The following is a 25,427-nucleotide window of genomic DNA, read 5'->3' as shown; positions in this document are numbered from 1 at the left end:
AACTACATAATTTAAACAATAATATTATTTAATAGTTAATGGAGGTGTCATTATGAAAAAGAGAAAAATAAAGATGGACGACTATGAATTAAAAATAATTATAAACGCCTTAAATGTTATGAGAACGAAATTAATAAATGAAAATAAAAATACTGAAGTTATAGATGAATTACTTTTAAAATATATTGATATATTAGAAAAATAATGTTTTTGAACTGATAATAAGTCAGTTCTTTTTTTATGCCAGAAATGGAGTACATAGCCATCATATTTATTTATGGTGGCTAAATTTATAGAAAGGAGGGAGAATAGATGTCACATTGCAAAGTAATTGCAATCGCTAATCAAAAAGGTGGAGTTGGGAAAACAACTACTGCTTTTAGTTTAGGAGTAGCATTAGCAAAGCAAGGTAAAAAAGTGTTGTTAGTTGACACAGATCCACAAGGCGATTTAACTACTTATGGTGGATGGTATGAACCAGAAAAGTTAAATATTACACTACCAGATTTAATGGAACAATCAATGAATGATGAGCCAATAAAAATAAAAGAGGCTATTTTACATCATAAAGAAAATGTTGATGTAATACCATCTAGTTTGGATTTATCTGCATTAGAAATGTCTTTAGTAAATGCAATGAGCAGAGAATATACTATGAGAAATTGTTTATCAGAAGTAAAAAAAGACTATGATTATATAATTTTAGATTGTATGCCTAGTTTAGGAATGATAACGATAAATGCGTTAGCAAGTGCAGATAGTGTAATAATACCAGTTCAAAGTCAATATTTTGCAGCGAGAGGTATGACACAGTTATTAAAAACTATTTCAAAAGTTAAAAGACAAATTAATCCAGAATTAAAAATTGATGGAGCATTATTAACATTAGTTGATAGAAGAACTAATCTTTCAAAAGAAATAGAGAAACAGATAACAGAAAATTATGGGAGTATGTTAAAGTTATATAATACTCAAATACCTCGTGCTATTAAAACTGCTGAATCTACTTCACAAGGAGAAAGCATTTTCTCTTATGATAAAAATGGATTAGTAGCAGAAGCATATTCTTCATTCGCAAAGGAGGTGCTTAACGATGGCAAAGAGCCTATCAAAAATGCCACTACCAAAGTTAGATGACCTTTTTACGACAGAAGAAGAAAGAAATATTGCTAGTTTAGAAAAAGTAGTTGATATAAAAATTACAGATATTGACGATTTTCCAAATCATCCATTTAAGGTTATAGACAATGAAGATATGGAAAAAATGCGAGATAGCATTAAAGAAAATAAAGTTCTTGTTCCTGCTTTAGTAAGACCAAAGCCTAATGGAAGATATGAAATGATTTCTGGACATAGAAGAAAAAGGGCAAGTGAATTAGCCAATAAAGATACCTTACCTTGTATAGTAAGAGAATTAACAGATGATGAAGCAACTATTATAATGGTAGATAGCAATATTCAAAGAGAAGAAATTTTGCCTAGTGAAAAAGCCTTTGCATACAAAATGAAATTAGAAGCACTTAGTCATCAAGGAAAAAGAAATGATTTAACTTCTCGACAGGCTGTCGAGAAGTTGACTACTGCTGATGAAGTAGGTAAAGAGTATAATGAAAGTGGCAGACAAGTTCAAAGATATATTAGGCTAACTGAATTAGTACCAGAATTACTTGATAAAGTAGATAATAAAGATATTGCTTTTCTTCCTGCAATAGAATTGTCTTATCTAACAAAAGAAGAACAATACTTTTTGTTGGATTGCATAGACTACAATAGTTGCACTCCATCTCACGCACAGGCAATTAAAATGAAAAAATTAAGTCAAGATGGAAAACTTACAGAAGAAATTATTGATAGTATAATGTCAGAAGATAAGCCTAATCAGATTCCCAAAATGAAATTCAATGAAAACAGAATAAGAAGTGTACTCCCAAAAAACATTGAAGATAAAAAAATTGAAGATTATGTTGTGAATGCGATTGAATTTTATAACAAACACTTGCAAAGACAAAAGTCTATGGATGCAAGATAATGGGAGTTTGTATTCCACAAATCCCTCCTTACAATCCACCCTAGTATATATTACTAACTGTTATTTACTAACTGAAAGAAAATTGTAGAAGTGCAAGATTAAAAAGTTTAGATTATAATATCACTAAAGGAGTGATAGATATGGGCAAGAAAATACTTTTTTCAGTCAGTATAATTCTTATTTTGAGTAGTGTTGGAATATCTTTTCTTTTCAACGATTTTATTGAAAAAGTAGAAAAGAAAGACATAGTAAATGATGTTGTAGTAGAAGAAAATCAGGAACTTGATGATGAAAAGAATGTTGAAAAAGAGCAAGAAACAGAAACAAGTGAAATCATTGATGAAATAGAGGAAAATACTGGTGAAAGTAATGAAACTATTCAAGAAAAGACACAAGAAAAAAATTCTAATATTCAAAAAAATGAAAGTAACCAACCTGTTAAAGCAGAACAAAATGATGAAAAAAATCAAGTTCAAGAAGAAAAACAAGAATCTACAACAAATGAAGTGCCTAAAGAAGAACAACCACCACTGATAGATGAAGAATTAGAAAAGTTAAAAAAACAAGTTGAATATGCTACTTATGATGAATGTCAAAAGGCAGGGTTTGAAAAGGCATTTTCGGACACAGTTAATATTTTAGGATTTAGTTGTCAAGAGGTAATTTATAAAGGTAAAGTTTTAGGTTATAAGTTGCATATTGATTATACAAATCCAATGGAATAATTTATTTTGATAAAAGCAACCGTAAAAGGTTGTTTTTTTAATTTTTAGAAAGGAAATGATAAAAATGAAAAAGAAAAAAATAGTATCAGTGTTATTAATTGCACTGACCTTATTTGAAGTATTTGCATTTGCTATTCCAACAATAGTTAATGCTGCTTCAAGTGGAACTTTATCTCACCCAAAAGTTCCAGATGTATGGTACACAAGAAGAGGTGGAGGAAAACCATATATGTCAGCACAATATGAAACATATTCAATGGACGGAAAAGTAGTTTATTGTATAGAGCCAGGAATAGATATAACTACTACCAGTTATTTAGGATATGATGGTCTTCAAGCCTCTCCTTATAGTGCTGAAATAAGTAAAAAAATTGAATTAATAGGTCATTATGGATATGATTATCCAGGACACCAAACATTAAGATATAGGATGGCTGCCCAAGCATTAATCTGGGAAACAACAGGTGGACAAATTGTAGAGTTTTGGACTGAAGCCTCTGGTTGGGGAGATTATATTAATATTGATGCAGAAAAAAATGAAATTATGAGATTAGTAAATACTCATTATAATAAGCCAAGTTTTAATGGAACTACACAAGATGCAATAATAGGAAAAGAAATTAAAATCACAGATTCAAATAATGTTTTAAGCGAATATGAAGTGTATAGTTCTGATAATTTATCAGTAAGAATAGAAGGTAATAATATTTATGTAACACCTTTAAAAGTAGGAGTTCAAACTTTAAATGTTGTAAGAAAACACTATGATAATTATACAACTATCGTATATACAGGTAATGGAGTTAATTCACAAAAAATGGGTTATTTTAGATTTTCAGATCCAGTAGTTGTTTCTGTTAAAATTGACACAAAAGGTGGAGATGTGACAGTAAATAAAAATGATAATGACACTCAAACAAATGAGCCACAAGGTGTAGAGGCTACTTTAGAGGGGGCAGTATATGGAATTTATAATTTAAATGATGAGTTAGTTGAAAAGGTAACAACTAATAGTGAGGGAAAAGTTACAAGTCCAATTTTACCCGATATTGGAACTTTTTATTTGAAAGAAATTAGTCCAAGCACAGGGTATGAATTAGATACAAATAAATATTATTTTGAAATTACAGTTGATGATTTACACCCATCTATAAATGTCTATGAACAAATTATCAAAAGAGATGTAGAAATAAATAAATATTATGCAAGTGCAGAAACTGGAATTCTAAAACCAGAAGTTGGAATAGAGTTTGGTATTTATGATAGTAAGGGTAATCACGTTACAACAGTTAAGACTGATGAACAAGGTTATTCAAAAATAAACCTTGTATATGGAACTTATACAGTAAAACAGTTGAACACAACAGAAGGTCACGAAAAAGTTAAGGATTTTAAAATAGTTGTTAATGGGAATTCACCACAAACCATAAGATATTCATTATCAAATGCCCCAATTACTGCAAAATTAAAATTAGTAAAGACAGATTCTGAATCTGGAAGAGTTATACCATTTCAAAATGTAACATTTAAAATTAAAAATGTTGATACAGATGAATATGTATGTCAAAAAGTAACATATCCAAACAAAGAGGAAATATGTGAATTTAAAACAGATGAAAATGGTGTATTTATCACTCCTTATCCTTTAATGAGTGGAACTTATAAAATTGAAGAATTAACAAGTCCTGATGGATATTTATTAAATCAAGATGGTGTTATTTTTAGAATTGATGAAAATAGTTCAATTATTGAAGATGATGAATATGGTAAATATATAGAAATAGAATTTGCTAATGATAAAATAATGGGTGAAGTTGTAATTGAAAAAACAGGAGAAGCATTTACTATTGAAAATGGAAAATTCACTTACAAAGATGTTAAATTAAGTGGTGTAGAATTTTCAATTTACGCTAACGAAGATATTACAACATTAGATGGAGTAACCCATTATAAAAAAGGTGAATTTATTAAATCTATTGAAACAGGAGAAGATGGCATAGCAATATTTACAGATCTTTATCTTGGAAAGTATTTAATAAAAGAAACTAAAACATTAGATAATTATGTTATAGATACAACAGAACATTTTGTTGAATTAACTGAAATAGACAATAAAACTGCTATTGTGTCAGAAACTTTACAATTAAAGAATGAATTAAAAAAAGGCGATTTAGAGTTTACAAAAACTGATTTAGTTAATGGAGAACCTATTCCAAACACAACTATTGAAGTTTATACAGAAGATACAAACGAACTAATTTTTACAGGAACAACTGATGAACAAGGTATGATAATTATTAAAAATTTAGTAGCAGGTAAAAAATATTATATTTTAGAGAAAGAAAGTGCGACAGGCTATTTAATTACAGATGAAAAAGTATCTTTTGAAATAAAAGAAAATGGTGAAGTAGTAAAAGCAGAAATGAAAAATAAGCCAATTACAGGAACTCTAGAATTTACGAAAATTGATTTATCTACTGGAACTCCTCTACCTAATACTTTAATTGAAATCTATAACGATAAAGATGAATTAGTATTTTCAGGAAGAACAAATGAACAAGGTATGATAATTGTTAAAGATATGAGATATGGTCGTTACTATATTTTAGAAAAGGAAGCACCTGAAGGATATATTCTTAATGAAGAAAGAATGTATTTTGAAATAAGAGAAGATGGAGAAATCGTTAAAGCAACTATGGAAAATGAAAAAGTAGTGGTAGAAGTTCCTAATACAGGAATAAATGATTATCATATTATTGAACTAATTGGAGGAATTTTAATTATAAGTGGAATAGGAGTTGTTGCTTATTATGTTAAAAAGAAAAGAAAATAATAAGAACAAAGATAAAAAGAGTCAACTTTTAATAGTTGGCTCTTTACTTATCTTATTGGGTTTAGGTGTAATAATTGGAAAAATATATTTTGATATAAGGTCAGATAATTTAGAAAATATTGCATTAGTAGAATTTTATGAAGAACAAGAAGAAATAAACAATAATATATCTTCCGAAAAGGAAGAAGAAACAAATATTGAAAAAGAAGAAGTAAAAAGTACAACACCATTAGATTATATTGCTGTCTTAAAAATACCAAGCATTGGTTTAGAAAAGGGATTAGTTAGTAAAGACAGTTACTATAATAATGTTAATAAAAATATTAAGATACTTGATGAATCTGATATGCCAGATGAAGAAAATGGGAATGTAATATTAGCAGCACATAGTGGTAATGGAAAAAATGCTTTCTTTAAGAACTTAAATAAATTAGAAATAGATAATATAGTTAGTATTTTTTACAATGGTTATGAGTACAAATACAGAATGGTTAATACTTATGATGTAGAAAAAACAGGTACAGTAGAAATTTTAAGAAACGCTCAAAAGAATACTTTGACTCTTATTACTTGTCGTCACAATACTAATAAACAAATTGTAATCATTTGTGAATTAGTTGAAAAAATATAGGAGGTTATACAATGGAAACAAAAAATTATCTTAATCAAATAACTAAAACATTGGATAAATTATTTGGTGCAGGGTTTAATACTGAAAAAAAGATATTAGCAATGCAATTAGAAGATTTAGAAAAAATAAACAATCTTACTTCATCAGAGATGATGATAATAATAGAGTTTAAAAGGTCTATTAAAAATAAGCAAATAATCGCTTTTTTAAGTGGTTATAAAGAGAAAGGAAATGATAAGAATGAAAAAATTTGAAATAGATGTAGATATAAATGGAACTATTACTTTTGAAGTGGAGGCAAAAAATAGAAAAGAAGCCCAAGCAAAAGTAGATGATATATTGAAAAATACTTCTGTAAAAGAGGCAATAGGACAATATAGAAATAATATAGTTTTAAATCAAAGGGTAAAACAAGATAAAGATATGGAAAGATAGGAGGAAAATGATATGGCTTATTCAAAAAGAATACCACCAATTAAAATAAAACTAAACATAAATGAGTTTAATAAACTTAATGAGATATTGGAAAATATAATAAATTCTGATAATGAACTTTATTCAAAAAAATCAGCAAAATTAAAAGAAAAATTGTTAAGATATAGTGTTCCAATAAAAAATGAAAATGAGGAAACAAAAGTAGATATTAGACTTTATAACAATGAAATAGTAGATTTATTTTATATTTTATTTTATGGAATAGAGGATATGATTTCTGTTGAAACAAATTACTTTGATGTATTGATGCAAGTAAGAGAAAAAATAAAAGAAGAAAAAATGGCAAATGAATAAATAGTCTAATTTAGAATAGGAGGTGTAATATGGCAAGTAAATTAAGACTAATTACAGACCTTTATGGAGAAACTTTAACTAAAATAAGCAGTTCTCCTGAAGATTGGATGTCTTTTTTGGAATGTGCTGCAATGAACTACAAATATCCTTTCAATGATCAAGTTTTAATTTATGCACAAAAACCTACGGCAATAGCCTGTGCAAAAATAGAGGCTTGGAATAAACAAGTTGGTAGATGGGTTAATCGTGGTGCAAAAGGAATTGCTCTTTTGTCTGAAGAAAATGGTTATACTAATTTAAGATATGTATTTGATATTGCAGATACCAATAGTAAACTTGGTAAAAGTTTTAGATTATGGTCAGTTTCAAAACCTTATGAATTAGATATTATTGAGTCATTAGAAAATAAGTACGGAGAACTTGCTGATAAAAGTTCTCTGGGACTTGCAATTAAGTCGGTATCAAAAATAATTGTTGAAGATAATATACAAGATTATTTAGATGATTTAATATTCTATAAAGAAAATAGTTCTCTTGAATCATTAGATAATGAAAATATAAAAGTATTATTTCAAAAGGCATTAGAAAATAGTATTGCATTTTCAATAATTAAAAGATGTGGATTAAATCCAAATGAATATTTTACAAGTAGCGATTTTAGTGATTTATTAAATTTTGATAGTTTTGATACAATAACGAGAATTGGTGTAGCAACAAGTGAAATATCCGAAATGGGACTTCGTGAAATATATAATACTATTAAAAATCTGCGAATTAATGAAATAAATAAAATTCGCACATTTGATATAGACAGTAATTTATCTTATGATATAAGCGAAAGCAGAAATACTATTGAAAGGAGGAATAATAATGAATATAACTTACACACGTCAAGGGGATTACGAGATACCGAACTTAACAGTACCGGAAAACAAGATTCAAGTGGAGGGCAAATACGCAATGATGAGGTTAAGATACTTGAAAGAGAACAAGAAATCTCTATACACAACTCTACTAATGAGCAATCAACTTCCACAACATTTAATGCATATTCAACAAACAGCAATGGAGAGGATAGAACAAATAGTATCAGAGATGAAAGCCAAAGAGAATATAACAGAGAGTTTGAAACAACAAGACCAAATGAAGTGGGTACAAATGATGAACAACTTGAAGTTGTCAGCAGAGGAGATAGTAATGAACGAATTGATTTACGCTTAAATGTTTATAATGCAACAGAACATCATCCTTATGTTGTAGTAGAAGAAAAGATAAATCAAATATTAAGTACAACCCCACATATAAGAAAATCAAACAAAGAAATAAAAGATTATTTTGCTAATGAGAAAGATATTAGTAAAAGAGCAGAATTTCTTAAAGAAATGTTTAATTCAGATTATACCGGTGTTATAGTTGATGACCAGATGTATGGTTATAAAACTTTTGACAACGGTATTTTATTTTGGAAAGGTAATTTTTTATCAAGAGATACAGAAACTTTAGTAAGTTGGGAAGATTTAACTTATCATTATGATTCAATGATATTGCTAAATCAGTTAAATGATAGAATTGAGCCTTTGCCAAGTATAACAGACCAATTAAGTTTTATTGATGACAATAGTGAAAAGATGGTATCAGATTTAGAATTTACTCAAGAATTTATAGATAAATATTTAACTGAACAACATACCGAAACAAAGTACAGAACTTATGAGGTATTTCAAAAAAGTTTATCAGCAGAAGAAAGTATAAATTATCTTAAAAATTCTTATGGTATGGGAGGAGCAACTCATACTGTAAAAGGATCTGGTATAGGTGTTAGTTATGATGCAAAAGGAATGCGTTTTAATCGTGGTTATTTTGATGCTAGTGCTAAAGAACAATTATTTAAGTGGAATTATATTGCCAATAGAATAAAAACGCTTATTCACGAAGATAGATACTTAAATAAAAAAGAATTAGAAGAATATCCTAATTGGCTTGAAAAAGAAGAACAAGAAAGAGAGTTTATAGAGGCAAGTAAAAACCTTGCAGACAACATTTTATTAGAACAAACTGAAGAAGAATACGAGTATCAATATCATTTAGGGGATAAGGTTTATATTGGAGCAGATGAATATGAAATACTAAATATTGGGATTTCTAATATAGTTCTATATGATTACCAATACCCATTATTTAATCGTGAAATGTCAAAAGAAGACTTTGACAAAAAAGTTAAAGAAAATCCTGCTAATGACCATCTTAAAGTTAAAATAAGTGAAATTCAAAAGCAAAAACAAGAAGAAAATAATGCTGAAGAACATACGAAAAAGGAACAAAAAGAAACGTTTATTGAAGAAAATATAGAAAAAGAAGAAATAATTGTTCCAGAATTTGAAAAGAAAAAAAGTAATAGAATAAGAAGTTTTGATATACACCCAGAAATACCTACTGTCAATCGTAGTCAGTTTAGAATATCTGATGATAGATTAGGAGAAGGTACTCCAAGAGAGAAATTTAATAATAATGTTGATGCAATTAAGATTTTAAAAAAATGCGAAGAAGAAGATAGATTTGCTACTCCAGAAGAACAAGAAATACTATCTAAATATGTTGGATGGGGAGGTCTTTCACAAGCATTTGATGATATGGATTCTTCTTGGAGTAATGAATATCATATTTTAAAGAACTTACTTGATGAAACAGAGTATTCACAAGCACGAGAATCAACTTTAACGGCATTTTATACACCCCCAATAGTAATTAGGTCTATGTATAAAGCGTTAGAGAATATGGGGCTTAAAACCGGTAATATATTAGAGCCTAGTTGTGGAATAGGAAACTTTATAGGAATGATTCCAGAATCATTAAAAGATTGTAAGTTATATGGTGTTGAACTTGATTCAATAAGTGGAAGAATAGCAAGACAACTATATCAAAAATCTTCTGTTGCAGTACAAGGATATGAAGATACTAATCTTCCTAATTCTTTTTTTGATGTTGCAATAGGAAATGTTCCATTTGGAGATTTTAAAGTATTAGATAAAAAATATGATAAAAACAATTTTTTAATTCACGATTATTTCTTTGCTAAAACACTTGATAAAGTAAGACCAGGTGGAGTTATTGCATTTATAACTTCTAAAGGTACACTAGATAAAGAAAATCCAAGTCTAAGAAGATATATTGCACAAAGAGCAGACCTGTTAGGAGCAATAAGACTACCTAATAATACTTTTAAAGCAAATGCAGGTACAGAAGTCACATCAGATATTATATTCTTACAAAAAAGAGATTCAATAACTGATATAGAGCCAGACTGGGTATATTTAGGAGAAAATGAAAATGGAATTAAGATGAATCAATATTTCATTGATAATCCAGAAATGATAATGGGAAATATGGAAATGATTTCTACTAGGTTTGGTTATGATTCTGCTTGTATATCTGATGGCTTAAATTTAGAAGAAAAACTTAATGAAGCAACTTCAAATATTCACGCTGAAGTTAAGGAATATGAACTAGATGATATAGGCGAAGAAGATAATTCTATTGAAGCAGATTTAACTGTTAGAAACTTCTCATATACCTTAATTGATGATAAAATTTATTTCAGAGAGAATAGTAGAATGTATCCACAAGAACTTGCTATGACAACTGAAAATAGAGTAAAAGGTCTTATTGAAATAAGGGACTGTGTGAGAACTCTTTTGGAGAATCAGACAGAAGACTATCCAGATGAAGATATAAAGAGAGAGCAGATTAAATTAAATCGTTTATATGATACTTTTACAAAGAAATATGGATTAATCAATAGCAGAGGAAATAACTCTGCTTTTTCTAATGATTCAAGTTATTATCTATTATGCTCTCTTGAAATTTTAGATGAAAATGGTAATCTTGCAAGAAAAGCAGATATGTTTACTAAAAGAACAATTAAACCTAAAACAGAAATAACATCAGTAGATAATTCTAACGACGCTTTAATTGTTTCACTTTCTGAAAAAGCAAGAGTTGATATAGAATTTATGCAACAACTTTGTAATAAGAATATGGATGAAATGCTTAAAGAATTAGAAGGCGAAATATTTAATGTTCCTGAATATGGAGAGTCTAATCATTGGGTGACAGCAGATGAGTACCTTTCTGGAAATGTAAGAGAAAAATTAAGAATAGCAGAAAAATTTGCAGAAACTGATGATAGGTTTAATATTAATGTAAAGTATCTTAAAGAAGTTCAACCAAAAGATTTAAGTGCAAGTGAAATTAGTGTAAGGTTAGGCTCAACTTGGATACCACCAGAAGATATAAAAGTTTTTATAGAATATCTTTTAAATCCTAGTTATTATGCAAGTAGAAATATAAATGTCCATTATATGGAATCTACTTCTGAATGGTATATAGATGGGAAAAGTTATGATAGATACAATGTAAAAGCCACTAATACTTATGGAACAAGTAGAGCAAATGCTTATAAAATTATTGAAGATAGTTTGAACTTAAAAGATACTAGAATATATGATTATTATGAAGATGAAAACGGAAAAAAAGTTGCAGAATTAAATAAAAAAGAAACGGCTATAGCCCAAGCAAAGCAGGAACAAATTAAACTTGCTTTTGAAGAATGGATATGGAAAGATCCAGAGCGTAGAGAACGATTAGTTAAATCATACAATGAAAGATTTAATTCTATTAGACCTCGTGAATATGATGGAAGTCATATAACTTTTGATGGTATGAATCCAGAAATAACTTTAAGAAAACATCAGGTAAATGCAATAGCAAGAATTCTTTATGGAGGAAATACTTTACTTGCTCACGAAGTTGGAGCAGGTAAAACATTTGAAATGGTGGCTGCTGCAATGGAATCAAAAAGATTAGGACTATGTAATAAATCTTTATTTGTAGTTCCTAATCATATTGTTGAACAATTTGGTCAAGAGTTTTTACAACTCTATCCCAGTGCAAATATTTTGGTTACAACAAAAAAAGATTTCCAGACTGCCAATCGTAAAAAGTTTTGTTCAAGAATTGCAACAGGAGATTATGACGCCATCATTATTTCACATTCTCAATTTGAAAAAATACCAATGTCAGTAGAACGACAAATTGCTATAATTCAAAAACAAATTGATGATATAACATTTGGAATACAAGATTTAAAAAATAGTAATGGCGAAAGATTTTCTATTAAGCAAATGGAGAAAACAAAAAAGAATTTAGAAACAAAACTTGCAAAATTAAATGATACTTCAAGAAAAGATGATGTCATTACTTTTGAAGAATTAGGTGTTGACAGAATATTTGTAGATGAAGCACATTATTACAAAAATCTTTTCTTATATACGAAGATGAGAAATGTTGGAGGTATTGCACAAACAGAAGCACAAAAGTCATCAGATTTATTTATGAAATGCAGATATTTAGATGAACTTACAGGTGGAAAAGGAGTAATTTTTGCAACAGGTACACCGGTTTCTAATTCAATGGTAGAGTTATATACTATGCAAAGATATTTACAATATGGAGAATTAGAAAAAAGACATTTGCAACAATTTGACGCTTGGGCTTCAACATTTGGCGAAACAGTTACTGCAATAGAATTAAGCCCAGAGGGCTATACTTTAGTAGGACGATAAATAATGCGTTCCTAAATTGAAAATAGGTTATCAAAGTCGGTTGCGGAATTTCAAAAAATATTTTTTTGATTCTTTGAAAAACAGTTCCGCTTTGTATCCCTATTTTCTCCTATTGGTAGAGGGAGTAATACTTTTAATACCAAAACAGATTACATAAGGAAAGGAGGATAAGAGAATGTCAAGGACTTCAAAGATTACAGCACTCTATGAGCGATTATCAAGAGATGATGACCTTAATGGTGAGTCAAATTCCATCACCAACCAAAAGAAATACTTGGAAGATTATGCTCGCAGAAATGGGTTCACGAATATTCGCCATTTTACTGACGATGGTTTTTCGGGTGTGAATTTCAATCGTCCGAGTTTTCAAGAGTTGATTAAGGAAGTAGAAGCTGGAAATGTTGCTACGATTATTGTTAAGGATATGAGCCGATTGGGGCGAAACTATCTGCAAGTCGGTTTTTATACGGAAGTTCTGTTCCCACAGAAAGATGTCCGTTTTCTTGCAATAAACAACAGTATCGACAGCAACAATGCTTCTGATAATGACTTTGCCCCGTTTTTGAATATTATGAACGAGTGGTACGCCAAAGACACAAGCAATAAAATCAAGGCTGTGTTTGATGCCCGTATGAAAGACGGAAAGCGTTGCAGCGGTTCAATTCCTTATGGATATAACCGATTAGCAACCGACAAACAAACGCTTGTCGTTGACCCTGTGGCTTCTGAGGTGGTAAAGCGTATCTTTTTGCTTGCCAACGAGGGCAAAAGTCCGAGAGCAATCGCTGAATTGCTTACCGAAGAAAAGGTTTTAATTCCGGCTGCACACGCAAAGGAATATCACCCCGAGCAGTATAACGGAATGAAGTTTTCAGACCCGTATCTTTGGGGAATGTCAACCATAAGAGGGATTTTAAGCAGACAGGAATATCTTGGTCATACCGTTTTGCGTAAGTCGGTCAGCACGAATTTCAAACTGCACAAAAGGAAGAATACCGATGAAGATGAACAGTATGTATTTTATCATACGCACGAGCCTATCATTTCGCAGGAACTTTGGGACAGCGTTCAGAAGCGAAAGAAACGAGCGAACAGAACAGCGGCAAAAGGTACGCATAGCAACCGTTTAAGCGGTTATCTGTACTGTGCGGATTGTGGCAGAAGAATGACCCTGCAAACACATTACAGCAAAAAAGACCGTTCGGTGCAGTATTCTTACCGCTGCGGTGGATATGCAAGCAGAGTAAACTCCTGCACTGCCCATTCGATTAGTGCTGATAATGTTGAAGCCTTGATATTATCGACTGTCAAACGATTATCAAGATTTGTCCTGAATGACGAAGAAGCCTTTGCAAAGGAGCTTCAAGCGTTGTGGAATGAGAAGCAGACAGAAAAGCCAAAGCACAATAAATCGGAATTGCTCCGTTTTCAGAAGCGATACGATGAACTTTCCAAACTTATTCGTGGTCTGTATGAAAATCTTGTTTCGGGATTACTGCCCGAAAGACAGTATAAGCAACTAATGAAGCAGTATGATAATGAGCAGGCTGAACTGGAAACGAAAATTGAGGAAATGCAAAAGGAACTGACCGAAGAAAAGGCGAATACGGTTGATATTAAGCATTTCATTTCTTTGATACGCAAGTGCAAAGAGCCGACAGAAATTTCCGATTTGATGTTTGCCGAACTCATTGACAAGATTGTGGTTTATGAAGCAGAGGGTGTGGGAAAAGCAAGGACACAAAAGGTTGATATTTATTTCAACTATGTGGGGCAGGTCGATATTGCCTATACAGAAGAAGAACTTGCTGAAATAAAGGCACAGGAAGAACAGATAGAAATGGAGCGATTGGCAAAACAGCGTGAGCGTGAAAAAGCCTACCGAGAGAAGCGAAAGGCGAAAAAACTCGCTGAAAACGGTGGAGAAATCGTAAAAGCAAAGGTATGCCCCCATTGTCAAAAGGAGTTTGTGCCTACAAGCAACCGACAGATATTCTGTTCAAAGGATTGTTGCTATCAGGCAAGGCAGGACAAGACAAAAGCCGACAGAGAAGCAGAAAAAGGAAATCATTATTATCGTCAGCGTGTCTGTGCTGTGTGTGGCAGTACCTACTGGCCTACACACAGTCAGCAGAAATTCTGTTCCGAAGAATGTCAAAAACAAAATCACAACGAGAAATCTTTGGAATTTTACCACAAGAAGCAAAAGGAGAAATCAGGATGCAACGATTTATTACAGACGAAAGAACTGGTATCCAGTACGAACTCATCGGAGATTATTACTATCCCTGCTTGACGATAGAAAACGAAGAACCGCCCACTCTCACAAAATACGGAAGAATGAGGGAAAGATATTTAAGGGAACACAGGAAAATCTTGTATATCAATCTGCTTACAAGCGGAAAGTTATATGAACACCTTGCCGATATTGATACTTCGGCGTGTGATATGGCGGAGTATCTGATAAAGGAAATGGCAAGAAAGCAGGGTGTGACGGAAGAACTGAAAGGAAAGGATATGATGAAATGGATAGGATTGATGAACAATATCCGAGCCTGTGCAGATGAGATTGTATTGAACGATATTGTGTATTCCTAATAGCATACCAGCCGAAAAGGAACTGCTGTCTTAACGGATGGCAGTTTTTCTTTTTCGGGAAGTATTTAAGAAGTTATTAAGTCGTGAGTATAATCGAAGTGGCTAAGTTGACAAATTCACAAAAATATGGTACAATACGTCTAAATCAGCGAGATAAATCGGAATTTGATGAGGTGTAATTATGGTAAGAATTGCAACAGTAAATGATGCAGAGCAATTAAACATCTTAAATGATGAATTTAATGGTGAGAGCGAAACAAGCATAGACAATATTAGAAATTCCCTTATGAATAATAAACAGGAAGTTGTTATCGTTGCTGATGAAGATGATATGTTAGTTGGATTTGTTTGTGTTCAGCTTAAAAAATCGTTCTGCTATGATGAATATATGCCTGAAATTACAGAAGTGTATGTTAAACCAGCATACAGAAAAAGAGGCTTAGCGAGTGAGATGATTACTTTTGCAGAGGCTTATTGTAGTAAGAATTATCCACTTCACCAATATGAACTTCTAACAGGACAAGAAAATCTTGTTGCACAAACTGTATATAATAAACTTGGATATGTAGATGATAATGAACTTCATTTATCAAAACGAGTTAAGAGATAGTCAAATCGGAATTTGAAAACTATAAAATTATGAATGATTATTGCTCTCCATAGGTTATCAATAAAATTCTCCAAAAGCCTTGAAAATAAAGGATTTATCGCAATATGTTCGCCTTATTCCTTTATATGATTTCACACAAGTTTACTCTTTCCCTGACTGCTTATAAGGGCAAAATCAAGGGCAAGAAAATCTCATAACAAGATATAACAGAGTGTGGCAATCGGAGAACTGTGATGTATGTGCGAATATATTATACTGGAGGATTAATTATATGGACAAGTACATTTTTGATAAAAAGAATGGTTTATGGTATGAGTTGCAGGGAGATTATTATATCCCTTGCCTTACTTTACCAACCGAAAAAGAACACAAACCTATCGGCTTATGGGGGCAGCGGCACAAACGCTACTTACAGGAACATAAACGGGCGGTTTACACCACGCTACTCACAAGCGGAAAATTGAACCGTTATCTTGCTGATATTGACGAACAGGCAGCGGAAATGATGTTTCGATTGGTCGAGCAAATGGCTGGCAAGGAGGGGGTAACCGAACAACTCAAAGCAGAAAACTCGATGTTGTGGGTTGGAAGAATGAACGAGATACAAGCAAGGGCAAGAGAAATCGTCAATATAGAAATTATTTACGCATAAAACAAAGGCGGCAGAGATTTCTTTCTGTCGCCTTTATTTGTAAAATTGTATTGAGTGATGTCGTATTACAAAGTTGATATTCTTTGTTTAAGCGAATAAAATATATATAATCTGCAATAAGGGGTATTATACTTGAATATAATTCGAGAGTGTCCTGTTCTTAAAAATTCAAAAAATATTGCACAGAAGGCTGAAAGCAAACAAAAACAGATTAGAAGAACTGAAAATGAATAAATTTTGAAATTTGTAAAAATCCCCCTGCGTAACATATTGCTTATGACGCTGCGTAATGAAATAAGATAGTGATGAAAGGAGGTGGAGGCTATGTCAAAATATACAACTGGAGAAATTGCAAAGCTCTGCGGTGTATCTGTCAGAACGGTACAGTATTATGATACCCGTAACATTCTAACACCCAGCGAGTTAAAAGAAAATGGTATCTTTAAATACTGTAGAAAAGAGGAAGGAAATAATAAATGGCTAAAATGAGAATATCACCGGAATTGAAAAAACTGATCGAAAAATACCGCTGCGTAAAAGATACGGAAGGAATGTCTCCTGCTAAGGTATATAAGCTGGTGGGAGAAAATGAAAACCTATATTTAAAAATGACGGACAGCCGGTATAAAGGGACCACCTATGATGTGGAACGGGAAAAGGACATGATGCTATGGCTGGAAGGAAAGCTGCCTGTTCCAAAGGTCCTGCACTTTGAACGGCATGATGGCTGGAGCAATCTGCTCATGAGTGAGGCCGATGGCGTCCTTTGCTCGGAAGAGTATGAAGATGAACAAAGCCCTGAAAAGATTATCGAGCTGTATGCGGAGTGCATCAGGCTCTTTCACTCCATCGACATATCGGATTGTCCCTATACGAATAGCTTAGACAGCCGCTTAGCCGAATTGGATTACTTACTGAATAACGATCTGGCCGATGTGGATTGCGAAAACTGGGAAGAAGACACTCCATTTAAAGATCCGCGCGAGCTGTATGATTTTTTAAAGACGGAAAAGCCCGAAGAGGAACTTGTCTTTTCCCACGGCGACCTGGGAGACAGCAACATCTTTGTGAAAGATGGCAAAGTAAGTGGCTTTATTGATCTTGGGAGAAGCGGCAGGGCGGACAAGTGGTATGACATTGCCTTCTGCGTCCGGTCGATCAGGGAGGATATCGGGGAAGAACAGTATGTCGAGCTATTTTTTGACTTACTGGGGATCAAGCCTGATTGGGAGAAAATAAAATATTATATTTTACTGGATGAATTGTTTTAGTACCTAGATTTAGATGTCTAAAAAGCTTTAACTACAAGCTTTTTAGACATCTAATCTTTTCTGAAGTACATCCGCAACTGTCCATACTCTGATGTTTTATATCTTTTCTAAAAGTTCGCTAGATAGAGTTCTATATTAGAGATGTAAAGAGTTTTGGTGAAGAGGTTTGTGAGTATGGCTTTTATAACCAGGGTGCAATGAGAAGCACTAACAGCAGCTAGCTTAAGAACGCATAGGATATACTTTTTATGGAAGTCACAGAGGAGGAATAAAATTTGAACAGGATTAACAGAGTAACCTCTATTCTTATTCAGCTGCAATCAAAAAAAATAATTCCTGCCAAAGAAATTGCACAGCGATTTAATATAAGCTTAAGGACAGTTTACAGAGATATCCGGACACTTGAAGAAGCCGGAATACCAATTGGATCTGAGGCCGGAAAAGGATATTTTCTTGTAGAGGGCTTCCTACTTCCGCCGGTAATGTTTACAGCGGCGGAAGTGGGTGCATTGATTACAGCAGGGAAATTTTTAAATTGCCATGGAGATGAATCATTTATAAAGGATTTTGATTCAGCTATGTATAAAATCAAATCTATTTTGAAGCATGGTGAAAAAAACTATGCACAGGAGTTGGAGAACAGTATTAACGTGTACAGCACATCTGGACAGAAAAATACATTAAGGTTTCGTAACGGTTGAAAGTCTTGGATATCCCGCTTCTTCTGCGTGTTTCTGAATGTATTTGTGAAGAGAAGTCAATGTCCATAATTCCTGCGCATAACCGAGTTCTGCCGGTCTCTGACACGCAATACTGATCATCCATGCCTTTGCGTCATCCGTGATTTCTGATGGACGGCCAGAACGCTGAACATCAAACAATGCAGCATCTAAACCGCCTTTATGAAACTTCGAAATACAAAGGCGTACCGTTGCGGTGCTGATTGCAAGTTTATCGGCAATTTCCTGGTATGTCATTCCATCCGCTTTATATAAAAGAATTCTGGCACGATCCACAATTTGTGCCTGAATGGTTCTCTTTTTGGATAATGATTTAAGGTAATTCCTGTCTTCATCTGACAGAGGAAGATATGTTTTTCTCATAGTGTTCATCCTTTCTTAGATAACACTATTTTACCACATATTATCCTTAAAATATACAGCAGAAATTTAATTTATTTTATACTAGTTGGTCTTGGTCAGGAAAAACGGCGCATAAAAGGATTTTCAAGAGGAATGAAACAACGCTTGGGAATTGCACAAGCACTCCTAAATCGTCCAAAACTTTTAATCTGCGATGAACCGACATCAGCACTTGATCCAGCAGGGCGCAAGGAGATTTTGGATATACTTCTTGCAGCCAAAGAACAGACGACAATACTTTTTTCCACGCATATTCTTTCTGATGTAGAGCGTATCTGCACTGAGGTAGCTTTTTTGAATGACGGAAAAATTGCTATGCAAGGAACTATTGCAGAACTACGAAACAAGCAATCATCTAACGGATTTATTATTGAAATAGAGAAAAAAGAAGTTGCTGATATGCTTGCAGAGGCATTTAATGAACTTCAACATGCAGAGGAAAATGCGCTTATTTTTCAGGGAAACGAGAATCGTTTTTTTGATATGATGCAATATATTTCTGAAAACAGAATTCCTATACAAAAAATTGAACGATTAGAGCCTACGCTTGAAACTCTGTTTTTGGAGGTGACAAAATGAAATCTCTGTTAGCTCTTATGAGAAAAGAATATATGGAAGCTACACGAACGGGTAAAATTATGATTATTATATTACTATTTGTACTGTTCGGTATTATGAGTCCTGCGGTTGCGAAGCTAACACCATGGATGATGAAAATGCTATCTGACTCAATGGCAGAAAGTGGGTTGATTGTCACAAATGTTCAAGTGGATGCTTTGACTTCATGGACACAATTTTTTAAGAACATTCCGATTGCGCTGATTGCTTTTGTACTTATATTTAGCGATATATTTACTAAAGAATACAAATCTGGAACATTATTACTTGTGCTGACAAAAGGCTTGTCACGATATAAAGTTGTACTTGCAAAAACTGTGCTGTTGCTGTCAATTTGGACAGTTGGATATGAGATATGTTTTACCATTACTTATGGATACAATGAGTATTTTTGGGATAACAGTATTGCGAATAACTTATTTTTTTCAGCAACTATGTGGTGGATATTTGGCGTGTGGGTTATATGCCTTATTACTCTATTTTCATCATTGTTGAAGAATAACACAGGCGTTTCTTTGTGTATCGGAGGGACAGTACTATTGGCATATTTATTGAGTATCATACCGAAAGCAAAGTGGTATTCTCCTACTATATTGATGAATACCAACTCACTTTTGATGGATGTAGAGGAAATAGACGCATATATAAAAGCTATAGTTATCACTGTTTTCTTGTGTATAGTATGCGTTGCTGTAAGTATTCCGATTATAAACAAGAGGCAGCTTTAAGTATGTGTATGAAGTATATGGATGCTTTGTCCTGTCTGCGGCAATAAAACCTGAACAATGATACAAGAAAATACTGAGATGAAAAACTTTCCTCTCTACTGTCCGAAGTGCAAGAAAGAAACAATCATCAATGTTCAAGATATGAAAATCACGCTTGCAGTCAGTAAATAATTATGTATGCCGCCGCTATGGGTAACGCCATAACGGCGGTTTTTTAATGCCTATCTGCTATCTCTATCAATGGATTTCTTACGCTGTTTTTGCGTAGGTTTCTGCTTGTTGCGTTCCTGTATCTCACGCAGATGTTTTAACACGCTCTGCTTTTCAGGCGGTCTGTGCTGTTCTTTAGCGGTGGCTGTTGGTTTCCTGCTGACTTGATATTCCCACTGGGCAAGGTCATGGTTATACTGTTCCACAACGCTTTCCATTTCTCGGAAAGTCCGCATAAATACCTGCACATCGGGATAACCGTCCTCTTTGAGCGTATCGGGGATTTTATCCAGCCTGTCGGCAATTTCCGTTTCGGTTTCTTTGATTTTTACCTCCAACGCTTTTCGTTCTTTGCCTTTGAAAATTCCCTTTGTATTGGCAAGCTGCTGTTTCAACTGCGGCAAAACTTTATCCTGCAAGGTTTTGATTTCCCTTGCCCTATCCTGTACTTTTATCATCAGGTTTCTCATATGGCGAAACTCTGCCATATCAATGTCAAGCGTAGGCTTGGGTGGCATATCTTTCTCCCGAATAAGGTTTTGCAGAAAATCTTTTGCCTTTGCCACAATCCCACGGAACAGATTAGGCAGCCAACCTTTACTCTTGATGGATTGGCTTGCTTTTTCGTGTATCTCGGTCTGCTTGACTTCTAAAATCTTTGCTTCGGAAATACCTGATAACAACGCCATATCCGCTGTCCTGTTCCATTCCTGCCTTGCAGTGTTATCCGCTTCAATCTCGGCGGCTTTGGGATTGTTCTTGCCGATTTTCTTTGTGGGAAGATAAACGCTGTTCTTATCAAAGACCTTTAACTGCTGTTCGGGATCGGAAATATGGCGATTGATAAGGTCGGTGTAAATCTCCTTTACCTCCCGAAGAAAAGGCTCGCTTTTGAATTTATCATCTTTTACGGTAAAGAGGTGGCTTTCATAAATTTCTCCCTTTTTTATGACGGTGCAGCCTTTTCGTATCTGCCCGTCCTCCCCTGTGATTTCTTTCTTGGTGCGTACCCTTTTGCCTGTTTCATCATAGAACACGCTGCGTGTGGCTATCTTGATGTCAGGTTCAGGAAGCAGTTTTCTTTCGCTGAAGATAAGGTGGATATGATAGTTTGTCTTGCGTTTGTTGTGGTGGAGGGCTGACACGCACTCCACACCATACCGCCTGTGGAACTCCTCCGTAAAATCTTCAAGGACTTCCTGCGGCTCATATCTTATATATACTTCAGGCAGGGCGATAATTAATTCCCTTGCTTCAATACATTTGCCCTCTGTACCGCTTCGCTTAAATTCCTGCTGGCTTTCCCTTGCAAGGTTACTCCAAAATTCATTGTCGGCGGTGCGGTAGGTGGCATAGAGATTTTCCTGTCTTGCGTGGCTTGTGATATAGGATATTCTTCCCTTGACATTGGGTAGCTTCGACATCTGTATAAATGAATGTCTTGCCATATACTCCTTCCTCCCGTGACGGGCATACTCTTTTTGCAACCGAGAAATCGGTTGCCGCTGTTTCGGCGGCGTAAGCAGACGGACAGCGAAGAAAACAGTGTGCTGTTTTCTTCTGTATCATAGCGGCGGTGCATTGTCCGAAGCTGTGATACATAGCCCCCTGCAAGGGCGAAATACCCAGAGTACAAATCGAAGATTTGTGCGAGGGGTGTATTTCGCTCTCAAACGCCGAGGGCTTAGGGTTACTTTCCGAAAAGAGAATGGATGGTCATTCCACTCTGCGGACATCATCGGGCTTCAGAAGATTTCTTCCCTGATTGACCGTCAGAAACCGTTCCAGCGTGTCCCTGCGGATAATGGTCTTGCGCCCCACTTTGAGGACGGGCAGCTTTCCCCATTCCACCAGCTTCCGCATGGTGTTCCTGCCGATACCCGTACATTCTGCGGCTTCCTCTATGGTAAGTCCCATTTTGACTGCGCTCATTCTATCAACCTCCTTTTAGAATACTCATTTTGCAACTACTGTTTTATCATTATACTTATTCTGCCATCTCTTGTCAACCTATTTTGCAACCATTCATAGTTTATTTACAACTTTCATTGAGATAAAGGTTGCAAAATAAGTATCGGCGTGTTATACTGATACCAGTCAGGAGGTGAACACCTTGAAAAAAGAAACCACATTCACCGCAAAACAGGTCGGTAGGAGGATTAAGGAACGCCGCACAGAGTTAAACATTACCATGCCGGAACTTGGCAGGCGTGTAGGCGTGAACAAATCCACCATTCAGCGGTATGAAGCGGACGGAGTTGATCCGAAGCGCACAATGGTTATCAACGGTCTTGCGGAAGCGTTGCTCACAACTCCCGAATGGCTGACAGGTCTTTCCGATGATAAGGAATATGACACCTATACTCTTTGCCAGCGGGATATTGAGGAACACATCAGGAAATATCTGGACACAGTTTCCTATACAGTAAAGGGCGAGCCGCACCAGCAGCTTCTCACGACATTTCTCGGCAAGATGGTTGACCTGTATACGGTTATGACCTGCTACTTTGCTGATGCTATGGAGGAAGTTGACCGTGTGGCGGAGGACAAAGGGCTGAAAGAGTCTCTTGGACGGTACGCCATAGAGTCCGGGGCAATCATGGAACAGGTATACCGCAAGAAGATGGAAGTACCGATTGAGGATATGAAACGGTTTTTAGACGGGATTTTACATATCCACGATGAGGGGCGCACAAGAATGTCGATGGGCGCACTTTTCGGGATAGTGGAGGAAGCCGAAGAAAGGCTTTCCGAAAAAGAAAATTCCGTGGCACCTTGACAAGTAAAGACGCCAGTTGACTTTCACTGGCGGAAGTGACACAATTACTTTACGCACACCATATGTCACAGTCCCGATTGCCACGGATAGAAAGGAGTTTTTTATCTATGGCAAAAGGTTCTGTAAGAAAGAAAGGCAAAAAGTGGTACGGACGCTTTTATATTGAAGATGAAAGCGGCAGAAAAGTGCAGAAAGAGTTTGCAGGCACAGAGAGCAAGGCGGAAACAGAAGCCATGCTCCGCAAAGCGATAGCGGACTATGAGGAAAAGCAGTTTGTCGGGAAAGCGGAAAACATCACGGTAGGCGATATGCTGGATATGTGGGTAGAGGAAGAACTGAAACCCGGCTACTTAAGCAACGGGACGGTCATGTCCTATCAGGGAACGGTCAACCGTATCAAGCAATATCCCATTGGCAAACGCAAGCTGAAAACCGTGACCGCCGACCATTTGCAGGCGTTCATTGATTTTCTGAGCTACGGTGGGACAAACCCGGACGGGACAACTTCAAAGCCCATGAGCAAAGGATATATGCTCCTGTTCTCGGCGGTGTTGCAAAATTCCTTCCGCTTTGCGGTTTTCCCGAAAAAACTGATTACCTTTAACCCTATGCAGTATGTGAAGCTGAGGGGCAGGAAGCAGGAAACGGATATTTTCTCGGACAGTGAGGAAGATACTTCCAGTATTCCTACTATCACCCATGAACAGTTCCAAAAGCTGGAGGAATTTCTCAAGGCAAAAGATAATCCCGCCTTGCTGCCTGTGCAGATAGCGTACTACACGGGGCTTCGTATCGGGGAAGTATGCGGCTTGACTTGGCAGGATATTAACCTTGAGGAACAATATCTCACGGTACGCCGAAGCATGCGCTATAACGGAACAAGGCACACAACCGAAGTGGGAACGACAAAACGGAGCAAAGTCCGCACCGTTGATTTCTGCGACACGCTGGCGGCAATCCTGCGGGCGGCGAGAACAGAACAGCGCAAAAACCGTTTCCGCTACGGGGAGTTTTATCACCTGAACTACTACAAAGAAGTAAAGGAAAAAGGGCGCACCTATTATGAGGTTTACAGCCTGCAAAGGACAGAGGAAGTCCCGGAGGATTACAAGGAAATCTCCTTTGTCTGCCTGAGAGCAGACGGGGCGTATGAAGCGCCGAGTACGGTAGGGATTATGTGCAGGGCGGCAAAGAAGAAAGTGAAAGGGCTTGAAGATTTCCATTTCCACACGCTCCGTCACACCTACACAAGCAATCTGCTTTCCGGCGGCGCAAAGCCGAAAGATGTGCAGGAACTTCTCGGACACTCCGATGTCAGTACCACAATGAACATCTACGCTCACTCTACAAGGGAAGCGAAGCGCACTTCCGCAAGGCTGCTGGATAAGGTGGTCGGCGGGGAATAAAAAGTTGCCCTTGTTTCGGCTCGTAAGGGCAAAAACAAGGGCAAACAGATAAGGTTTGAATGAAAAACAGGCGTGAAGCCTTGAAAAATCAATGGTTTTTGAGGATTAGATAGTTAAATCCTAATTTACGGAGGATAAATGATGCAATTCACAAAGATTGATATAAATAATTGGACACGAAAAGAGTATTTCGACCACTATTTTGGCAATACGCCCTGCACATATAGTATGACGGTAAAACTCGATATTTCTAAGTTGAAAAAGGATGGAAAAAAGTTATACCCAACTCTTTTATATGGAGTTACAACGATCATCAATCGACATGAAGAGTTCAGGACCGCATTAGATGAAAACGGACAGGTAGGCGTTTTTTCAGAAATGCTGCCTTGCTACACAGTTTTTCATAAGGAAACTGAAACCTTTTCGAGTATTTGGACTGAGTTTACAGCAGACTATACTGAGTTTCTTCAGAACTATCAAAAGGATATAGACGCTTTTGGTGAACGAATGGGAATGTCCGCAAAGCCTAATCCTCCGGAAAACACTTTCCCTGTTTCTATGATACCGTGGACAAGCTTTGAAGGCTTTAACTTAAATCTAAAAAAAGGATATGACTATCTACTGCCGATATTTACGTTTGGGAAGTATTATGAGGAGGGCGGAAAATACTATATTCCCTTATCGATTCAAGTGCATCATGCCGTTTGTGACGGCTTTCATGTTTGCCGTTTTTTGGATGAATTACAAGACTTGCTGAATAAATAAAATCCCAGTTTGTCAGTATC

General features: G+C 35.0%; 24 protein-coding genes and 2 pseudogenes. 23 read left to right on the top strand and 3 right to left on the bottom strand.

Going from position 1 to position 25,427, the window contains the following annotated elements:
* Nucleotides 1-52 precede the first annotated feature (52 nt).
* From V2W16_RS02810 to V2W16_RS02725, 17 genes and pseudogenes are all read left to right on the top strand, one after another.
* Nucleotides 53-205 (top strand): hypothetical protein, encoded by a 153-nt coding sequence (locus V2W16_RS02810; RefSeq protein WP_211964717.1) that lies wholly within the window; start codon nucleotides 53-55, stop codon nucleotides 203-205.
* Between the two features lie 107 nt (nucleotides 206-312).
* Nucleotides 313-1,137, top strand: a complete 825-nt coding sequence (locus V2W16_RS02805) for a ParA family protein (RefSeq protein ID WP_329381196.1) — start codon at nucleotides 313-315, stop codon at nucleotides 1,135-1,137.
* Nucleotides 1,094-2,029 carry a ParB/RepB/Spo0J family partition protein gene (locus V2W16_RS02800; RefSeq protein ID WP_329381189.1) on the top strand — a complete coding sequence of 312 codons (936 nt, stop codon included), beginning with the start codon at nucleotides 1,094-1,096 and terminating at the stop codon, nucleotides 2,027-2,029. The genes V2W16_RS02805 and V2W16_RS02800 overlap by 44 nt, the downstream gene beginning before the upstream one ends.
* Nucleotides 2,030-2,169: 140 nt before the next feature.
* Nucleotides 2,170-2,754 (top strand): hypothetical protein, encoded by a 585-nt coding sequence (locus V2W16_RS02795; RefSeq protein WP_329381186.1) that lies wholly within the window; start codon nucleotides 2,170-2,172, stop codon nucleotides 2,752-2,754.
* A 64-nt stretch (nucleotides 2,755-2,818) separates the two neighbouring features.
* Nucleotides 2,819-5,587 carry a SpaA isopeptide-forming pilin-related protein gene (locus V2W16_RS02790; protein WP_329381183.1) on the top strand — a complete coding sequence of 923 codons (2,769 nt, stop codon included), beginning with the start codon at nucleotides 2,819-2,821 and terminating at the stop codon, nucleotides 5,585-5,587.
* Nucleotides 5,565-6,218, top strand: coding sequence for a sortase (locus tag V2W16_RS02785; protein ID WP_329381180.1), 654 nt, complete (start codon nucleotides 5,565-5,567; stop codon nucleotides 6,216-6,218). Before V2W16_RS02790 ends, V2W16_RS02785 begins: the two co-directional genes overlap by 23 nt.
* Nucleotides 6,219-6,229: 11 nt before the next feature.
* Nucleotides 6,230-6,472 carry a hypothetical protein gene (locus tag V2W16_RS02780; protein WP_211964711.1) on the top strand — a complete coding sequence of 81 codons (243 nt, stop codon included), beginning with the start codon at nucleotides 6,230-6,232 and terminating at the stop codon, nucleotides 6,470-6,472.
* A complete protein-coding gene (locus V2W16_RS02775; RefSeq protein ID WP_211964709.1) occupies nucleotides 6,459-6,653 on the top strand; it encodes a dsRNA-binding motif domain-containing protein in 195 nt (64 codons plus the stop codon). The genes V2W16_RS02780 and V2W16_RS02775 overlap by 14 nt, the downstream gene beginning before the upstream one ends.
* A 12-nt stretch (nucleotides 6,654-6,665) precedes the next feature.
* Nucleotides 6,666-7,007 carry a hypothetical protein gene (locus tag V2W16_RS02770; RefSeq protein ID WP_329381175.1) on the top strand — a complete coding sequence of 114 codons (342 nt, stop codon included), beginning with the start codon at nucleotides 6,666-6,668 and terminating at the stop codon, nucleotides 7,005-7,007.
* Between the two features lie 2,429 nt (nucleotides 7,008-9,436).
* Nucleotides 9,437-12,628 (top strand): annotated as a pseudogene (locus V2W16_RS02760) (DEAD/DEAH box helicase family protein); the annotation flags it as partial.
* A 175-nt stretch (nucleotides 12,629-12,803) separates the two neighbouring features.
* Entirely contained in the window at nucleotides 12,804-14,924 is a 2,121-nt protein-coding gene (locus V2W16_RS02755) for a recombinase family protein (RefSeq protein ID WP_044906486.1), read from the top strand.
* Complete coding sequence (locus V2W16_RS02750) at nucleotides 14,921-15,226, top strand: TnpV protein (RefSeq protein WP_004452870.1); 306 nt, start codon at nucleotides 14,921-14,923, stop codon at nucleotides 15,224-15,226. Before V2W16_RS02755 ends, V2W16_RS02750 begins: the two co-directional genes overlap by 4 nt.
* A gap of 181 nt (nucleotides 15,227-15,407) precedes the next feature.
* Complete coding sequence (locus tag V2W16_RS02745) at nucleotides 15,408-15,836, top strand: GNAT family N-acetyltransferase (protein ID WP_052776518.1); 429 nt, start codon at nucleotides 15,408-15,410, stop codon at nucleotides 15,834-15,836.
* Between the two features lie 271 nt (nucleotides 15,837-16,107).
* Nucleotides 16,108-16,488, top strand: coding sequence for a TnpV protein (locus V2W16_RS02740; protein ID WP_005816155.1), 381 nt, complete (start codon nucleotides 16,108-16,110; stop codon nucleotides 16,486-16,488).
* 324 nt (nucleotides 16,489-16,812) lie between these two features.
* The gene (locus V2W16_RS02735; RefSeq protein WP_329381162.1) at nucleotides 16,813-16,977 is read left to right on the top strand and encodes a MerR family DNA-binding transcriptional regulator; all 165 of its coding nucleotides are present in this window, start codon (nucleotides 16,813-16,815) and stop codon (nucleotides 16,975-16,977) included.
* Entirely contained in the window at nucleotides 16,965-17,759 is a 795-nt protein-coding gene (aph(3')-IIIa, locus tag V2W16_RS02730) for an aminoglycoside O-phosphotransferase APH(3')-IIIa (protein ID WP_001096887.1), read from the top strand. The genes V2W16_RS02735 and aph(3')-IIIa overlap by 13 nt, the downstream gene beginning before the upstream one ends.
* A 275-nt stretch (nucleotides 17,760-18,034) precedes the next feature.
* Nucleotides 18,035-18,460, top strand: coding sequence for a helix-turn-helix transcriptional regulator (locus V2W16_RS02725; RefSeq protein ID WP_005816187.1), 426 nt, complete (start codon nucleotides 18,035-18,037; stop codon nucleotides 18,458-18,460).
* On the opposite strand, the gene V2W16_RS02720 is transcribed toward V2W16_RS02725, so the two are convergent.
* Nucleotides 18,440-18,862: a helix-turn-helix domain-containing protein gene (locus V2W16_RS02720; RefSeq protein ID WP_005816189.1), complete on the bottom strand. Its 423-nt coding sequence runs from the start codon at nucleotides 18,860-18,862 to the stop codon at nucleotides 18,440-18,442. The two genes, V2W16_RS02725 and V2W16_RS02720, sit on opposite strands and share 21 nt — an antisense overlap.
* A 105-nt stretch (nucleotides 18,863-18,967) precedes the next feature.
* On the opposite strand from V2W16_RS02720, the pseudogene V2W16_RS11165 reads away from it, so the two are divergent.
* From V2W16_RS11165 to V2W16_RS02705, 3 genes and pseudogenes are all read left to right on the top strand, one after another.
* A pseudogene (locus tag V2W16_RS11165) lies at nucleotides 18,968-19,190 on the top strand (ATP-binding cassette domain-containing protein); the annotation flags it as partial.
* A gap of 286 nt (nucleotides 19,191-19,476) precedes the next feature.
* Nucleotides 19,477-20,247, top strand: a complete 771-nt coding sequence (locus V2W16_RS02710) for an ABC transporter permease subunit (protein WP_005816193.1) — start codon at nucleotides 19,477-19,479, stop codon at nucleotides 20,245-20,247.
* 57 nt (nucleotides 20,248-20,304) lie between these two features.
* Nucleotides 20,305-20,418, top strand: a complete 114-nt coding sequence (locus tag V2W16_RS02705; RefSeq protein WP_228775907.1) for a cysteine-rich KTR domain-containing protein — start codon at nucleotides 20,305-20,307, stop codon at nucleotides 20,416-20,418.
* Between the two features lie 50 nt (nucleotides 20,419-20,468).
* Here the strand turns inward: V2W16_RS02705 and V2W16_RS02700 are convergent, their stop codons facing one another.
* Together V2W16_RS02700 and V2W16_RS02695 are read right to left on the bottom strand one after the other, a co-directional pair.
* The gene (locus V2W16_RS02700; protein ID WP_032534613.1) at nucleotides 20,469-21,905 is read right to left on the bottom strand and encodes a MobA/MobL family protein; all 1,437 of its coding nucleotides are present in this window, start codon (nucleotides 21,903-21,905) and stop codon (nucleotides 20,469-20,471) included.
* Nucleotides 21,906-22,173: 268 nt separating this feature from the next.
* Nucleotides 22,174-22,389, bottom strand: coding sequence for a helix-turn-helix domain-containing protein (locus V2W16_RS02695; RefSeq protein ID WP_002586623.1), 216 nt, complete (start codon nucleotides 22,387-22,389; stop codon nucleotides 22,174-22,176).
* 172 nt (nucleotides 22,390-22,561) lie between these two features.
* On the opposite strand from V2W16_RS02695, the gene V2W16_RS02690 reads away from it, so the two are divergent.
* The 3 genes from V2W16_RS02690 (at nucleotide 22,562) to V2W16_RS02680 (ending at nucleotide 25,407) form a co-directional block, all read left to right on the top strand.
* Nucleotides 22,562-23,236 carry a helix-turn-helix domain-containing protein gene (locus V2W16_RS02690; protein WP_225363674.1) on the top strand — a complete coding sequence of 225 codons (675 nt, stop codon included), beginning with the start codon at nucleotides 22,562-22,564 and terminating at the stop codon, nucleotides 23,234-23,236.
* A 107-nt stretch (nucleotides 23,237-23,343) separates the two neighbouring features.
* The gene (locus tag V2W16_RS02685) at nucleotides 23,344-24,642 is read left to right on the top strand and encodes a tyrosine-type recombinase/integrase (RefSeq protein WP_329381134.1); all 1,299 of its coding nucleotides are present in this window, start codon (nucleotides 23,344-23,346) and stop codon (nucleotides 24,640-24,642) included.
* Between the two features lie 141 nt (nucleotides 24,643-24,783).
* Complete coding sequence (locus V2W16_RS02680) at nucleotides 24,784-25,407, top strand: type A-13 chloramphenicol O-acetyltransferase (protein ID WP_040564913.1); 624 nt, start codon at nucleotides 24,784-24,786, stop codon at nucleotides 25,405-25,407.
* Nucleotides 25,408-25,427 lie beyond the last annotated feature (20 nt).

The organism is Anaerofustis butyriciformans, assembly GCF_036289385.1.
Lineage (GTDB): Bacteria > Bacillota > Clostridia > Eubacteriales > Anaerofustaceae > Anaerofustis > Anaerofustis butyriciformans.
Note: the sequence above shows the minus strand (reverse complement) of the source record. Positions and strands in the feature narration are given on the sequence as shown.